Source organism: Catenuloplanes nepalensis (assembly GCF_030811575.1).
Taxonomy (GTDB): Bacteria; Actinomycetota; Actinomycetes; order Mycobacteriales; family Micromonosporaceae; genus Catenuloplanes; species Catenuloplanes nepalensis.
Genome location: NZ_JAUSRA010000001.1, coordinates 2,017,398 through 2,032,569 on the forward strand (window position 1 = coordinate 2,017,398; position 15,172 = coordinate 2,032,569).

The following is a 15,172-nucleotide window of genomic DNA, read 5'->3' on the forward strand; positions in this document are numbered from 1 at the left end:
CCTCAGGTCGCTTCCGGTGTCGCGGCGACCGCGGCCAGCACCAGGTAGCGGGCCGCGCCGGGCGTCTGGCGGACCTGCCGGGCGGCCGGCTCGCCGCCGAGGCTGTCCGCGTTCAGCCAGCGGACCCGGCAGGACAGCCGCCGGTCGTCGTCGATCGTGCACTCGACCGGTGACGGCAGCCAGACGCCGTCGTCCGGGAACGGCGGGCCGGTCACCAGCGGTGTCACCGTCGTGTGCAGCGTGACCTGCCCGGACGTGACCTGCTCGGCGCTGATCCCGGCCGGCAGCGGCAGGATCGTGCCGTCGGTGGCGACGCCGGAGACCGCGGTCATGCCGCCGGCCGCCGGGCCGCTCGCGATCGTGCCGCGGATGGTCAGGTTGCCGCGCGGGTTGACGGTGAGCAGGCTCTCGATGCTGCCGTCCGCCTTGTGCAGCCCGAATCGCAGCCCGTCGTCGCCGGTCAGGGTCACGACCGCGCCGCCCTCGCCGGCCGCGAGCTGGGAGCGGAGCGTGAGCGTGCCGCCGGGCGCGGCGACCAGGCCGGCCCGGACCCCGGCCGTGGGTGGCCGGGCGGTGCCGGACTCGGTGTGCACGCTGCGGAACCGGCCCGCGCGCCAGGTGACGAAGCCGACCAGGATGTGCCAGGGCGCGGTGCCGTCCCCGGGGCCGTCGCCGATCCCCGGTGCCGGCCGTTCGGCGACGAGCTTCTCGTCGCCGGGCCGCCCGAAGATGATCTGGTACGACTCGTCCACCCGGGTGGCGGGCGAGTCGGTGCCGGTCAGGCCGGACGGTGCCGGCTCCCGGTCGAGGCCGGCGAGGAACACCGGGTAGCGGTCGCCGGAGCCCTGGTCGGCGCCGTTCGTGTCGCGGAACAGGTCCTCGCCGAGCGGCACCGGCTCCGGCACCACGATCTCCCGCCCGGTGCCGTCGATCGCCACGCCCGGAGCCAGCGTGACGCTCACGAACGCGCCGGTGCCGTCCGTGCCGGGCTGCTCCTCGCCGATCAGCCGCAGCCCTTCCGCGATGCCCCATTCGTGCAGGTAGCGGTCGTGCCGGGCGGCGTGTTCCCGGGCGTGCGCGACGGCGGCGTCCAGGTCGGCGGCGGAGATGTACTGGCCCTCGAAGAAGACGGGCCGCTGCGGGCTGCTCATCGGCCACTCCGCCCGGAGCCGGACTCACCGGGACGCTGCCGGCCGGCCCGCTTCGCCGGCGCCCGCCGGGTGGCCGGCTGCTCCGGTTCCTGGTCCGGCCCCGGCTTCTCCGTCGCCGGCTTCTCCGCCGCCGGTTCGTCCGCCGCCGGTTCGTCCCCGGCGGCCTCGTCATCGGAGCCGGCGGACCCGCCGGTCGAGTCACCGGAGGCAGCGGCGGACTGGAGGCGCTCGATCAGGCGCGTCAGCTCGTCGACGCGTCCCCGGAGCACGGCCACCTCGTCGGCCCGCTGCCGCAGCGCGGACAGCTCCTCGACGCGCCCGCGCAGCTCGGCCACCTCGGCGTCCCGCGCCGCCTGGGCCTCCCGCGCCGCCTGGGCCTCCCGCGCCGCCTCGTCCTCCCGCGCCGCCTCGTCGGCCCGTGCCGTGTCGCCGGCCGCCGCCGCGTCGCCGGAGGATCCGGAGGCGGCGCCGCTCGCCGGCCCGGAGATCGGCACGCCCCGGCTCAACGCCGGTTCCACGCCGGGGTCCAGCAGGTCCAGCAGCCGCCGCAGCGCCCCGGCCGTCCACTCCACGAACAGATCCGCCCGGTACGGCAGGTCCGGCACCGTGCCCGGCCCGGTCCCGTCGTCCGGTCCCGGCGCGGACGACACCGGCCGGCAGCACAGCCCGGCCGCGAGCGCCCTCGCCGGCGCGACCACGTCGGCCCACGCCGCGTAACCCGGACCGCCCGGCGACGCCTGCCGCCGCCCGGACGTGCACACCGTCTCCACGTCACAGTCGCGCAGCGTCACCGTGGCGAGCAGCACCGGCGTGTCCGTGGACACCGGCGCCGGCGGCTGCAGTGACGCACAGACCGTGTCCGTGGCATACCCGGCGACGCCGTCGCCCACCACGAGCGCGGCCCGCCCCAGCACCGACAGGTCCGCGGTCGTCAGCGGCCCGTCCTGCTCCCGCACCGGCAGCGTCACCCCGGCCACCGCCGCCCGGATCCCGCAGCCGCCGGCGGTCCCGTCGGTGTCCAGTCTGGACAACAGCCAACCCCGCAGCCGGTACGCGTCCGCGGCCAGCGCGTTGCGCAGCTCCGGGGGCAGCGGCGTGCCCAGCGCGCTCATCCGCAGCCCGAGATCGTCCTGCTCGACCGGCGTCCGCAGCACCGCCGTCGCCACCTCGCGCAGCGCCGGATCGGCGAACACACCCTCGGTGACCCGGGGCAGGAGCGTCTCCCGCGCGGCCACGAGCCGCCGCTGTGCCTCCTCCACGCCGGTGACCGGCGTGGGTTTCGGCTCCGGCGCGAGGATGAACCGGGCCAGCCCGGAGGCGAGCGCCCGGGCGGCGTCGACCAGGCTGACCACCTGCTCGTCCGTCGGCTCGTCCGGGAGCGTGGCGAGTTCGGCCGCCGCCGCCTCGTACCGGGCGCCGACGTCGCCGGTCCACGCGACCTCCCGGCCCGCCGTGCGTGCCGCCCAGGTCGCCGCCGCGCCGTACCGCTGGAGCCGGTGCGCGTGCCCCCGGCGTGCGTCCAGATCGGCGCGCCCGCCGAGCCGCGCCGCGATGCGCTGCCACGGGTGGTACGGCTCGTCGTCCGGGTCCACCGGCCCGAGGTGCGCGACGCTGAACCGGAACGACTCCCGGATCCGCGACGCACCGGCCGTGCCCGGACCGCCGTGCCCGGACGGCATCGGCGCCACCGGCTCACCCGGCACCTCCGCGTAGGAGACGTACAGCCCGTAGCCGCGCTCGCCGTCGTCGTCGCAGCCGCAGTCCGTGCCGATCGCGCCGATCCGCAGGTCCCGGACCAGCCCGGACACGTCCACCGTGGTGGCGCAGTCGACCACGATGTCGTTGCCGCGGCCGTCGACCGCGTAACCCGGGCGGACCGTCACCGAGCCGCCGCCGCACGGGTCGCACCACACGTCCAGGCCGGACACCACGCCGGGCCCGACCAGGTGCCGGTTGTGCAGGCGGTTCTTGCCGGTCACGTAACCGGTGACCGCCTCGAGGTCGTCCTCGGTCAGCAGCAGCCCGGCGAAGAACCGCGGCCGGACGAAACCGCCCGTGCCGGTGGCGGGCGCGCCCCCGCACGCGCCCCCGCAGCCGCATCCGCGCCGGGTGGCGGTGGTCGCGGTCATCTCAGCCCTCCCTCACGAAGAACCAGCTCTCGAAGACGTCGCCGCCGCGCCCGATCCCGGACGTCCACGGGCCGTACCCGCGTGGCGGTGTCGCACAGCCGGGACCGGGCGGCTCCGGCTCGCAGTCGATCCGCGGCACCTTCCCGCCGACGTGCGTGCCGTCGACCGGGCGGCAGCAGCGGTCCAGCAGGAACGCGGTACGTATCGTGATCAGCACGCGGTCGTCGTCCTGCAGCGTCTCCCGGGTCGTCTGCCGGAACCGCAGCTCACGGGTGAACTCGTCGTCGCCGCAGTCCGCGAACGCGCCACCCATGAACCACGAGTCCGCGTTCTTGCCGGCGCCGCCCTCGATCACCTGCACGTCGAGCACGCCGCGGCGCAGCGAGTCGGTGCGGATGTCGTCGGAGAACCGCACCCGCAGCCCGCCGTCCTCGTCGACGGTGCCGAGCAGATCCTTCGCCTCCTGCACCGTGTACGTACCGCCGTGGTCCCAGCTGATCCCGGTGATCACGGTCGGCACGTGCAGCCCGAACGGCCGCCGGATCTCCACGTGCACGTCCTCCGCCCGGACCGGCCGATGCGGGTCCGCGTGCTCGATGCGGGCCAGCCACAGCACGTCGTCGTCCGGCGGCGCGTCACAGGTGGTGCAGCGCCGGTCCGGTTCCGGCTTGGTCGCGGTCACCCGGACCCGGTATCCCTCGCGGATCCAGCCGTTCTCGCAGTCGGAGCCCGCGCAGTCCGAGGTGAACACGGTCCGGGTCGGCTCGACCGCCTCCTCCGCGTACTCGACGCCGACCCACAGCGTGCAGTCCGGATCGGTCCGCTCCTCGGCGGACAGCGCGCCGAACAGGTCGACCGTGCACGGGCCGCCGGCGACGATCTCCCGGCCGCACGCGTCGACGCCCAGGCCCGGCGTGATCGTCACGTACGCCCGGCGGGTCTTCTCGCTGTCCTCGTGATGATCCTGCGGCGGGCCGCACTCCACGCCGAGGCCGCAGACCACCCCGTAGCCGAGCAGGTAGCGCAGGTGCAGCCGCGACTTCGCGCGGAAGTACTCCTGTTCGCGCTGCAGGTCGCGCGGGCCGAGGAACTGCCCCTGGAAGTAGCGCAGCCGGCGCAGGTCCGGCAGGTCGTGCACTGTGCTCATCTCGATTCCCTTCGTTCACGTTCACCAGGTGGCCGCGCCGGCCGTGCCGCCGACGGCGATGCCGCGCCGTACGCCCCGGCGCGAGGGGGCGAGCACCGTGCCGCGGTCGAGCGGCGTGCCGACCGTCGTCTCCGGCAGCGGTACGAACGCGGTGTCCACGCCGACCGTCGAGCGCACCCCGACGACCCAGCCGAGCCCGCCCCGATGCACGGTCCCGGCCGTGTGCGCCGGTGCGTGCGCCGCGATCAGCCGCTCCACCGCCGCCGTCTCCACCGGCGCGGCGCCCGCCGGCAACGACACCCGGAACCGGTACGCGGCCTCGGTCAGCGGATCCGTGGCCGGGTCGCCGTGACTGCGCAGCGGCGCACCGCCCAGCGGCGACGTGCCCAGCCGAAACCGCGCCGCGGACCGCCCGAACAGCCGGCCAGCCCCGAGCCGCACGCCACCGTCACTCAGCGGCAGCCACGCCCGTTCCGCGGCCAGGTCGGTGATGACCGGGTCCGCGCCGGTCACGACGCGGATCACGTCCCGCAGCGCGCCGGGCGTGCCCCGCCGCCGGAACAGGCCGGGCGCGGCGGCCAGCAGCTCCCGGCGCACGGCCGGTGACCAGCCGGCCTCGAACGCGAACCCGAGCAGACCACCCAGCCAGGGCAGCGCCTCGTCCGGCACGCCCGCCGGGTCGAGCAGCGCCGGATAGCGGTCGAGCACCCGGTCGATGCCGGCCAGCTCGACGTCGAACAGCGACAGGAACCGCTCGGTGAAGTCCTCGGCCGCCGGATCCGCCAGGTACGCGGCCGGCAGCAGATCCGCGCTGGTATGCCGGGGCAGGTCCAGCCGCACCCGCCGGACGACCGGGGTAGCGGTGCCGTCACCGGTCAGCGCCAGCCGCAGCAGCAGGTAGCGGCCGGGCGGAGCGTCGATCAGGAAGTCGGTCGCGCCGGCCGGTGCGAGCTGCCAGTCGCCGTCGTCCGGCTCGACGACCACGCCGTCTGAGTCCGTCTCCTCGGTGACCGCGACCGCCAGGTGCACCGCGCAGCCGTCCGGCACGTCCGCGTCCACGGTCACCCGGTGCCAGCGGCAGCGGGGAATACCCGAATCGATCCCGGTGGTACGCAGCTCGCCGTGCCGATGCACGGACGGCGCGGCGGGCGGCGGGCCGCCGGTGGGGCAGCCGTGCCAGTCGTGACAGCCCGCCTCCCCCAGGCAGAAGCCGCCGGCCCAGGCGTCGGTCAGCGCGGTGCCCGGGCCGAGCGCGCCGACGGTGGCGGGCCGCGGGCGGCCGCGCGTCAGCGTCCACAGCCGCAGCGTGCCGTGCTCGTCGGTGAGCACGTGCAGGCGGCCGCGCGTACCGAAGCGGAGGCCTTCGATCGTGCCGGACAGGCCGGTGCGGAACCGGCCGCGCGGCCGGCCGTCCGGGCCGAACCGCCACAGCTCGGTGCCGTGGCCGGTGGCCAGTACCGTGCCACCCCGATGATCCACCGCGAGTGCCCGGACGCCACCGCGGACCCGGATGACGGCGGTGAGCTGCTCGCCCTCCCGCCACCAGACGCGCACCCGGTCCCGGTCGGCGGCGGCGAGCCAATGGCCGTGCGAGGCCAGCAGCGTCGCGCGGACCGGCGGCTCCGGATCGCAGCCGGGCGTCCACACCGGACGCCAGGCGCCGTCCGGGCCGCGCCGCAGCACGCCGCCGGGCGTCGCGAGGAACCAGCCGCCCTCCGGGGCCGGCGCGAGCCGGGGATCCGGGAACCACGGCAGCAGCTCACGGCGGGTGGGCGCGTCCGGGTCGCCGCCGAGACGGGCCAGCCGCAGCCCGGCCGGGTCGCGCAGGCCGGTCAGCCCGGACGTCGCGGCCACGTCCCAGCCCACGTAGCCGTCCAGCAGCCGGAACGTCGGCTCACCCGGGCCGCAGCTCATGCCGCACCCGCCGTCGGCTCGGCGACCGGCACCAGCACCGGCCGGGACGGCCACGGCAGCGCGTGCGGGCGCAGCGCCACGTCCGTGCACGGCGAGGCCGCGACACCGTCCAGCACCACCCGCAGCCGGGGCACGGCCCGCACCCCGGGCACCGCCAGCAGCCGCCGGACCAGCGCCGCATGCCGGATCGGGCCGCCGAACGGCCACCCGCCACCGTCATCGCCGCCGCGCAGCGGATCCAGATAGCCGGTCAGCGCGTCACCGGCCGCGACCAGCGCCTCGGCCCGCGACAGCGCCGGATCCAGTACCAGCCTCGCCTCCACGCCGGCCCGCTGGAACCGGGCCGCACCGGTCGTGACCCGCACGCCCACCGGCGCCACCTCCCTGCTCAGGTGCGTGGCGACCGCGCGCAGCGCCGCCGCGTCCGGCACCGGCGGATCATCGGCCGCCGGGCCGCCCGGCACGACGAACACGCCCACCACCCCCGGCACCGGACGGCCCGGATGCTGCAGGTCCAGGCCCGGCACCGCGTGCGCGCGGGCCACCAGCGCGCCCGGCGCCCGCAATGCCAGCAGCGCGTAGTCCGCCGGCGCCACCGCCCGGCCACCGGCGCCGAGCTGCGCGGCCCCGCGGCGTACCGTCTCCTCGGTCGTCTCCGGGTCGGCACCGCCGGACGCGGCCGACGGGTTCGTCACGCCGGTCACGTGCGCCAGCGACGTCACCAGCGAGCGCACCGCCCCGGCCGGCACCGCGCCCGCCGCGCCACCACCGACCCGGTAGAGCTCCGCCACGACGTTCCGGAAGCCGAGCGGCACCTTCGCACCCCGCACGCCGTCACCGAACGTGACCTCGCCGGTCTCGTGCTCCACTGTGAACACCCGATCGTCCGGGCCCGCACCGGCCAGCGACGGCACCTCCCGCCAGCGCGTCGCCGGCGAGGCAACGGTCCCGAACACGTCACCGGCCGAGTCGCCGTCCACGGCCAGGACCACGCTGCCCGGCACCACCGGCGTCTGGTTCAACCGCATCCGGGTCCGGCCGTCCACCGGCCCGGTCGTGATCGGCTGCAACGCCTCGCTCCGCACCGTGCGCACCGCGGCGGCCTCGACCACGTTCGTCAGCAGCCGCGTGATCACCGGCGGCTCCGGGAACGCGCCGTGCGCCACCGTCACCCGCAGCCAGCGCAGCTCCGGCAGCGGGGCCGGGCCCGGCGGCCGTCCCGGGCGCCAGGAGCGCGGCACCCGCAGCTCCACCACGCCGGACGTCCGCAGTCCGGCCGTGCCGTCGTGCGCCACCTCCGCGGTCACGAACCGGGTGCCGTCGAGCACCTGCCAGCGCAGCAGCGGCCCATCGGCCGGCTCGCGTGAGTCGCCACCGGACGCCTGCGCGTCCGGCGCTCCCGGGCGCGCGTTCACGGCGAAGGCCAGACTCACCGCGGGGTACGGGGCGGCCCGCCCGGAGAAGCCGATCCAGAGCGCGTTGCCGGGCCTCGGGCGGGCCCCGAACGCCGGGAACGGCCGGTTCGTCTCCGTCGCCACGCCCGTCACCGGCTGCCGCCGGCCCCGCTCCTCGACCAGCACGGTCGTGATCGCGGCCGGCGTCGCGTGAAGCTCCCGGCCGGTTTCGAAGAGCACCCGCTCGCCCTGCCCGGACGCCGGCGCGGCCGCCGCCTGGAAACCGGCCGGGATCAGCACCGACTGCCCGTCCGGCGGCGTCACCGTGAACCGCAGATCCGCCGTGGCGACCGAGGCCGGCAGCGACCGCACCCCGGCCGTGATCAGTTGCTCGATCTGGAGCTTCTCCGGCAACCGGTTCAGCCGCCGAAGCAGCGGCTCCGCCTGCACGCCGAACAGCCGCACCAGCGCGACCCCGGCGTCGGCCCGGTCCGGGTTCGACCAGTCCGGCGTGTAGCCGGGAATCCGCGCCCCGATCTCCGCCCGCACCCGCTCCCGGGTGGCCTCCACCAGCTCCGGCGCGCCGTCCGCGCCCTGCCGCGCGCCGTCACCCGTCGCGGCCCGCTCCCACCACATCGCGCCCGTCATCGGATCACCTCGGTCACGATCGAGGGGGCGGTGGCCGGCCGGCCGGGCCCCGGCGGCAGGTTCGTGTGACGGTGGCCGTGACCCGGTGCGGCGGTGGCCGCCGCCGACACGGACTGCTTGCACCAGATGCCACTCATCGCGTCACCCCGATCACGATCGAGGCGGCCGTGGCCGGCCGGCCGGGCCCCGGCGGCAGATCCGCGTGAGGTCCGGCCCGGTGGCCGTCGTCCGGTGCGGTGGTGGCCGCCGGCACGGACTGCATGGACCAGACGTCACTCATCGCGTCACCTCGATCGTGATCGAGGCCAGCGCGGGCAGCTCGCCGGGCCGCAGCGGGACGTCGGCGCAGCTCTCGGCCGGGGCGTCGCCGTCGAGCCCGATCGCGACCGCGACCGGGTCGGCCATCGTGCCGGTGGCGGCCAGCGCGGCGCGCAGCAGCCCCGACGGGCGCAGCGGGCCGCCGAACGGCCAGCCGTCGCCGTCGTCACCGCCGGTGATCGGGTCGAGGTGGCGGCGCAGTGCGGACCGCAGCAGCGCCCGGACCCGGGCCGGGTCGGCGGGCGTGGACGCCAGGTCCACCCGCAGCGTCACCGTGCGGTACCGCGGCGGGCGGACGAAGACCTCGGTGCCGATCAGCCGGGCCGCGCAGAGCCGCGCCCGGACGGCGGCCAGCATCCCGGGATCGGGGACCAGCGCGGGCCGGTACGCCTCGTCCGCGAACGGATCGCCCGCGGTCGCCGGCGTGCCGCCCGGCCCGCCGGTGGCGGGCACGATCAGGACCGTCACCGCGCCCGGCACCGTCATGCCCGGATAGCCGGGATGCGCGCCGACCAGCGCGTGCGCCCGGGCCACCGCGACGCCCGGCGTGTCCTCGGCGATCTCGGCGAAGTCGGCCGCGGTCACCGCCCGGTGCACCCGGCCCAGCTCCGCACCGGCCCGGCGCCGCGCGGCCGTGGGAGTCTCCGGATCCCGGCCGCCGTCCGCGGGTACCACGTTCCGGCCGGTCACGGCCGCGATCGCGGCGTCATCGGTGGCGCCGACCGGCACATACCAGTTCGCGGTCATGCCACCGTTCCCGGCCGAGCCGCCGCCCACCCGATAGTCGACCTCGATCACGGGCGGCGGCTCATCCGGCGGAGCCGGGTAGCCCGGCGGCGGATAGCCGCCCGGTCCCGGCCGAGACCGCTGCCGATCCGCGCCGTCCGGCTCACCGATCGCTTCCGGCTCACCGGCCATGTCCCGTTCGTCGATCGCTCCCGGCCCGCTGATCGCTCCCGGCCCGCTGATCGCTCCCGGCCCGCTGATCGCTCCCGGCCCGCTGATCGCTCCCGGCCCGCTGATCGCTCCCGGCCCGCTGATCGCTCCCGGCCCGCTGATCGCTCCCGGCCCGCTGATCGCTCCCGGCCCGCTGATCGCTCCCGGCCCGCTGATCGCTCCCGGCCCGCTGATCGCTCTCGGCCCGCTGATCGCTCTCGGCCCGCTGATCGCTCTCGGCCCGCTGATCGCTCCCGGCCCGCTGATCGCTCCCGGCCCGCTGATCGCTCCCGGCCCGCTGATCGCTCTCGGCCCGCTGATCGCTCTCGGCCCGCTGATCGCTCTCGGCCCGCTGATCGCTCCCGGCCCGCTGATCGCTCCCGGCCCGCTGATCGCTCTCGGCCCGCTGATCGCTCTCGGCCCGCTGATCGCTCTCGGCCCGCTGATCGCTCTCGGCCCGCTGATCGCTCCCGGCCCGCTGATCGCTCCCGGCCCGCTGATCGCTCTCGGCCCGCTGATCGCTCTCGGCCCGCTGATCGCTCCCGGCCCGCTGATCGCTCCCGGCCGGCTGATCGCTTCCGGCCCGCTGATCGCGTCTGGTCCGTTGATCGCGTCCGATCCGCTGATCGGGCCCGGTCCGCCGACCGAGCCCGGCTCGCCGATCTCCCCGGGCCCGCCGCTCGCATGCGGCCGGCCGCTCGCATGCGGCCCGTCGCCGACCTCCGGTAGCCGGGGCGCATCCGGCGCCTCGGTCATGGCCGTTACCCGGATCGCGTCCGGGACCGGGATCGCGCCGGTCAGGCCGTCGCCGAAGACCAGCTCGCCGGTCTCGCGGTCCAGCAGGAACAGCCGGTCGCCCGGGCCCGCGAAGGTGAACGCCGGAGCGGCCTGCCACGTCTGGGCGCGGCCGTCGCGGCGCAGGCGGAGTGCGGCGTCCAGCAGCAGGCCGGCCGCGCCGGGCAGCGTCAGGCGCTGGCCGGGCAGACGCAGCCAGTGGCCGATCTGCCCGGCCAGCTCCGCCTCACCGGCCCGCAGCGTGCGCACGTGCCGGGCCGCGACCGCGTTCGGCACGATCGCCAGCAGCACCGGTGGTGCCGAGTGCGTGGCGGCTCCCACCCGCACCCGCAGCCGGTAGGTCTCGGCCGGTGCGGGCAGCACCACGGTCACGATTCCGGACCGCCGCAATCCCGCCGTTCCGTCCTCGGCCTCGGCATCGATGACGCCGGGCCGTGGCCTCGGACCGCTCGGCCCGCCATAGCGGCCGGCGTCGTAGCGCACGCCACCACCGCGTGCGGTGCCGTGGCGGTCGTCGTCGCGATCGCTGCCGTGACGGCCGTCGTTCTCGCGTTCCGCGCCGTAGCCACCGTCGGCACGATCGGTGTCGTATCGGCCGGCGCCGCCGCGCTCGTCGCCGTAGCCGCTGTCGTCGTCCTCGTGCGAGTCGTGTCGGCCGGCGCGGTCGCGCTCGTCGCCGTAGCCGCTGTCGTCGTCCTCATGCGTGTCGTATCGGCCGGCGCCGTCGCGTGCGGTGCCGTGGCCACCGTCGACGTCCGGGTCGGTGCCGTAGGAACCGATGCCGCCGGGTTCGGTGCCGTAGCGATCGTCGCTGTCGTAGCGGACGCTGCCGCCGTCGCCGCTCCGTGCCGGGGTCCCGGCGCGTTCCGGTGCGTCCCAGGTCCACGTCAGGGCCGCCGGTGGCGGCACGTCGGCCACCGCGTCCGGAGACCACGACGGCGCGGAGCGCCGGTCCGTTCGCAGTTCGAACAGCAGCGACAGCCGGGTTCCGGCCGGCGGCGGATCGCCGTCGGTGCCGCGGAGCTCGACCACGAACTCCGCTCCGCCCGGCCCGGGGCGCTCGCAGCACGACGACCCGGCTCCGGCCGGCGCCGCGCCGGCCAGCACCGGCACGCCACGGCGGGCCGTCAGGTCCGCCGTGCGGTCCGCGCCGCCGGTCACCAGCCGTGGTCCGGCCGGGTCGAGCGGCACCACCGTCACATCCGTGTCCAGTGTGAACAGCACCCGTTCCGCCGGATCGCGGGTCAGCACGGTCCCGGCCGGCACGGTCACCGGGCCGCCGTCGCACGGCTGGAGGGCGAGCACCGTCGCGGCCGGCCGGGCCGGCAGTGGCGGGTCCGCGCCGAGCAGGCGCAGCATCGCCGTGATCAGCTCGTCCGGGACCTGGTCGAGGCGGTAGGAGCGCTGTTCCAGCAGGTAGGCGAAGAGGTCCAGCAACGTCATGCCCGGGTCGACCGGGGCGTGCAGCGTCCACTCGCCGCCGGACTCGGCCGGGATCCGCAGCCGGGCGGCCTCGGTCAGCGCGTCGAAGGTGAGGTCGTCCAGGCGGGGCGGGGTCAGGCTCATGCCGTCTCCTCCGCTTCGCTTCCCCGACGGCATTCGTCGAGCACGGAGCCGGCAGATCCGCTCGCGAGCTCGCTCATGGCCGGCCCCCGGTGAGTCCGAGGTAGAACGGGAAGACCAGGTTGGCGCGGGTGTTCGTGCGCCGCACCCGGTAGGCGATGGTCACGGTGACGCGGCCCTCGTCGCCGGGGGAGGCCTCCGCGCGCACCGTCTCCAGCTCCACCCTGGGCTCGAAGAGCCGCACCGCGTCGCGGATCGAGTCCTCGAGATCGCCGAGGTTGGTGGTGCTGTCCGGCGCGAAGACCAGGCCGGGCGCGCGGGTGCCGAGGTCGGGGCGCATGACCCGCTCGCCGAGGCCGGTGAGCAGCAGCGCCCGCAGGCAGTGCGCGATGCTCTCCTCGCCGTGCGCGTACGACAGGCGGCCGGCCGAGTCCGGCGCGATCGGGAACCTCCAGCCCGTACCCAGGAAGTCGCTCATGCGGTTTTCACCTGCCCGGAGGCCGGTGTGACCGGGAAGACGGCGGGGCTGCCGGCGGAGGCGTGGGTGTGCGCGGTCAGCGCGTCGCCGAACGCGGCCGGCCGGCCCGCACCGGTGCCGAGCGTGACCGCGGGCGCGTCCAGCGCCACCGAGGTCCGGGAGGCGAGCGTGATCGCGCCGTCCGCCTCGATCGACACGGACGCGCCGGGCGCCGCCTTGAGCCGCAGCACCGAGCCGGCGTCGTCGAGTTCCACGCGGTGCCCGGCCGCGGACGTCACGCGCACCACGGCCGTCGACGACCGGTCGTCGAACAGGATCTGGTGCCCGTGCCGGGTGCGGATCGTCTTCTGGTCGTTGCCGTCGCGCCGGGAGACCGGCGGCTTGTCGACGCCGTTGTAGAGGCCGCCGAGCACGATCGGGAAGCGCAGGTCGCCGTGCACGAACGCGACGATCACCTCGTCGCCGACCTCCGGCACGAAGACCGCGCCGTAGCCGCCGCCCGCGTAGAGCTGCGCGACCCGGCACCAGTCCGTGACGGTCGAGTCGTCGAACCAGGGGAGGGTCAGCTTGACCCGCCCCTCGTCGTCGCCGTCGGTCTCGGCGACCAGTGCCACGGCGACGCCGTAGTAGCGCTGGTCGGTGCTGCGCGAGCGCGGCAGGGCGCTGGTCATGACGTACCTCCGTCGTGGATGCGCCGCACGGCGAACTCGGTGAAGAATCCGGACGAGCCGAGCGAGTGCTCGACGCGTTTGACGAAGTAGGAGCCGGAGAACCGCCGGCCCAGCCCGTAGATCTCCAGGTTGTCGCCGGGCCGCAGCTCGGGCAGGCCGGCGATCCGCCCGGTCGCGGTGATGAACTCGTAGGCGCGCTCGCGCAGCAGCGCCTCGGCGAGCGCGCGGGCCTCCTCCGCGCTGGCGACCGGCGCCTCGATCACCACGTCCTGCCGGGCCGGCATCGCGGCGGACGCGGCTTCCGGGCCGCTCTGCCCGTCGCCGTCGCCGGCCGGCACCGAGCTGGCGTCGGCGGTGACGCTGATCGCCTGTTTGGTGCGCGGGTCCCAGCCGCGCACCGTGACCTTTCCGACCTGCCGGGACAGCGTCATCGTCGGCGTGAAGGAGATCAGGTTCGGTACGAGGCCGGCCGGTTGCGCGCTCGGCCCGGTGGCCAGGCCCGGCGCGTATGCCAGCCGGTACGCGCGCACCGGCCGCCCGTCGCGCCCGTCGGTCGGCTTGATGAAGTAGAGGGTGTCGCGGCCTCCGTCCGGGTCGGGGAGCATGAAGCAGTCGAAGTCGAGCCGTTTCGCGCGCTCCAGCAGGAACGTGGCGTCGTCCTGGTTCTTCTGCACGACCTGCTCGTGCGTCGGCCCCTCGCGGGTGACCACGGACCGCAGGTTGTTGCGGGCCGCGATCTGCTCGGCGATCTGCCAGTCCGCGACGTCCGGGTAGATCTTCTGCTCGTTCGCGGCCGGTTTGCGCTCCTTGAGCTGCAACATCCCGTCGACGCCGCTGATCGCCACGGTCGGGGACGCGCCGTCCGGGAACGCGGGGGAGAGCGTGGTGATCGTGCCGGTCGCGACCGTGAGCAGCTTCTCGGCGTACCCCAGACGGATCGTGACCTTCCGGCCGACCGTGAACGCGGCGGAGTCGCTGTGCTTGAACCGCAGCCGCACGTCGTCCCAGTTGTTGAGCGTCAGGTCGAACGCCGACATCTCCTCCAGATCCCGGGTGACCTTGACCTCGAGGATGTCGTTCCTGGTGGACGGGTCGACCTCCAGGCCCTCGATCTCCACCCGGAACTCCGGCGCGTACCGGTCGGCCGGCGCGACCTCGACGAGGCTGAACGGCGCGGTCACGGCAGCCTCGGCACGGTGAGGACCAGCCCGGGGCGCAACTGCCGCGGGTCGGTGATGCCGTTGGCCCGGGCCAGCTCCCGCCACGCGTCCGGCCGGCGGTAGACGGCCGCCGCGATGCTGCTGAGCGTGTCCCCGCGCCGCACGGTGTAGCTCTTCTCGACCGTGGGCGAGGACCGGGGCGGATCCATCGCCTGCACCGCGGCCTGCCGGTACTCCTTCAAACCACAATCGAGCTTCGCCCGCAGCGGTACGCCGTCGGGGCGGAACAGCTGGTAGGTGATGTCCAGCTTCTCCAGCACGCCGGTGAAGACCGGCCGGCCCCACACGAACCGCACGATCGGTGGCGCGTGCTCCCGGCTGTCCGGCGTCATCAGGGCCCGCAGCCGGTCGACGTACTTGATGCGGACGTCCTCGGCCGTGTCCGACGTGTCGACCAGCGCCTCGATCGTCAGCGTCTCGCTCGCCCCGCGCACGTACTGCAGCGGTGGCGCCTCCAGGCCCGGGATCGGGATCTCCGCGAACGTGTTGCCCTTGCTCAGCTTGTAGTCGGACGGGTTGAACCGCAGCGGGATCCGGCGCGCCGTCTCGTCCGCGATGAACGGGCGCACGATCTCCAGCCGGGCCTGCGCGACGCCGGCACCGGCGGCCACCACCGGGAACGTCATCGGCCCGCCGCCCGGTCGCCGAAGCCGCGCTGCGCGTCGATCTGCCTGCGGCGCGCGCACTCGTCCTCGTAGGCGCGCTGCCAGGCCCGGATGTGCGTGGTGAAGAGCGCGGTGAACACCTGGTTGTCGTTGCCCTCCACGTGGAAGCGCACCTCCAGGTGGTGGATCGTCACGGACGCCAC

General features: G+C 75.8%; 13 protein-coding genes. All 13 read right to left on the minus strand.

Annotated elements, in window-relative coordinates; all coding sequences use genetic code 11:
- Window positions 1-2: 2 nt before the first annotated feature.
- On the minus strand, window positions 3-1,151 hold the full coding sequence (locus J2S43_RS08395) for a hypothetical protein (protein WP_306828192.1): 1,149 nt from the start codon (window positions 1,149-1,151) through the stop codon (window positions 3-5).
- Window positions 1,148-3,280: a hypothetical protein gene (locus J2S43_RS08400; RefSeq protein ID WP_306828194.1), complete on the minus strand. Its 2,133-nt coding sequence runs from the start codon at window positions 3,278-3,280 to the stop codon at window positions 1,148-1,150. Before J2S43_RS08400 ends, J2S43_RS08395 begins: the two co-directional genes overlap by 4 nt.
- A 1-nt stretch (window position 3,281) precedes the next feature.
- Window positions 3,282-4,427, minus strand: a complete 1,146-nt coding sequence (locus J2S43_RS08405; RefSeq protein WP_306828195.1) for a hypothetical protein — start codon at window positions 4,425-4,427, stop codon at window positions 3,282-3,284.
- Window positions 4,428-4,448: 21 nt separating this feature from the next.
- Entirely contained in the window at window positions 4,449-6,341 is a 1,893-nt protein-coding gene (locus J2S43_RS08410; RefSeq protein ID WP_306828197.1) for a phage tail protein, read from the minus strand.
- Complete coding sequence (locus J2S43_RS08415; protein WP_306828199.1) at window positions 6,338-8,383, minus strand: putative baseplate assembly protein; 2,046 nt, start codon at window positions 8,381-8,383, stop codon at window positions 6,338-6,340. Before J2S43_RS08415 ends, J2S43_RS08410 begins: the two co-directional genes overlap by 4 nt.
- A complete protein-coding gene (locus J2S43_RS08420; RefSeq protein WP_306828201.1) occupies window positions 8,380-8,520 on the minus strand; it encodes a hypothetical protein in 141 nt (46 codons plus the stop codon). The genes J2S43_RS08415 and J2S43_RS08420 overlap by 4 nt, the downstream gene beginning before the upstream one ends.
- Window positions 8,517-8,663, minus strand: a complete 147-nt coding sequence (locus tag J2S43_RS08425; RefSeq protein WP_306828203.1) for a hypothetical protein — start codon at window positions 8,661-8,663, stop codon at window positions 8,517-8,519. Before J2S43_RS08425 ends, J2S43_RS08420 begins: the two co-directional genes overlap by 4 nt.
- Window positions 8,660-11,998 carry a baseplate J/gp47 family protein gene (locus J2S43_RS08430; RefSeq protein ID WP_306828204.1) on the minus strand — a complete coding sequence of 1,113 codons (3,339 nt, stop codon included), beginning with the start codon at window positions 11,996-11,998 and terminating at the stop codon, window positions 8,660-8,662. The genes J2S43_RS08425 and J2S43_RS08430 overlap by 4 nt, the downstream gene beginning before the upstream one ends.
- A gap of 73 nt (window positions 11,999-12,071) precedes the next feature.
- Window positions 12,072-12,473: a GPW/gp25 family protein gene (locus J2S43_RS08435; protein ID WP_306828206.1), complete on the minus strand. Its 402-nt coding sequence runs from the start codon at window positions 12,471-12,473 to the stop codon at window positions 12,072-12,074.
- Window positions 12,470-13,144: a phage baseplate assembly protein V gene (locus J2S43_RS08440; RefSeq protein ID WP_306828209.1), complete on the minus strand. Its 675-nt coding sequence runs from the start codon at window positions 13,142-13,144 to the stop codon at window positions 12,470-12,472. The genes J2S43_RS08435 and J2S43_RS08440 overlap by 4 nt, the downstream gene beginning before the upstream one ends.
- The gene (locus tag J2S43_RS08445; protein WP_306828210.1) at window positions 13,141-14,325 is read right to left on the minus strand and encodes a phage late control D family protein; all 1,185 of its coding nucleotides are present in this window, start codon (window positions 14,323-14,325) and stop codon (window positions 13,141-13,143) included. Before J2S43_RS08445 ends, J2S43_RS08440 begins: the two co-directional genes overlap by 4 nt.
- Complete coding sequence (locus J2S43_RS08450) at window positions 14,322-14,990, minus strand: CIS tube protein (RefSeq protein ID WP_306828212.1); 669 nt, start codon at window positions 14,988-14,990, stop codon at window positions 14,322-14,324. Before J2S43_RS08450 ends, J2S43_RS08445 begins: the two co-directional genes overlap by 4 nt.
- Window positions 14,987-15,172, minus strand: a complete 186-nt coding sequence (locus J2S43_RS08455; RefSeq protein WP_306828213.1) for a putative phage tail protein — start codon at window positions 15,170-15,172, stop codon at window positions 14,987-14,989. Before J2S43_RS08455 ends, J2S43_RS08450 begins: the two co-directional genes overlap by 4 nt.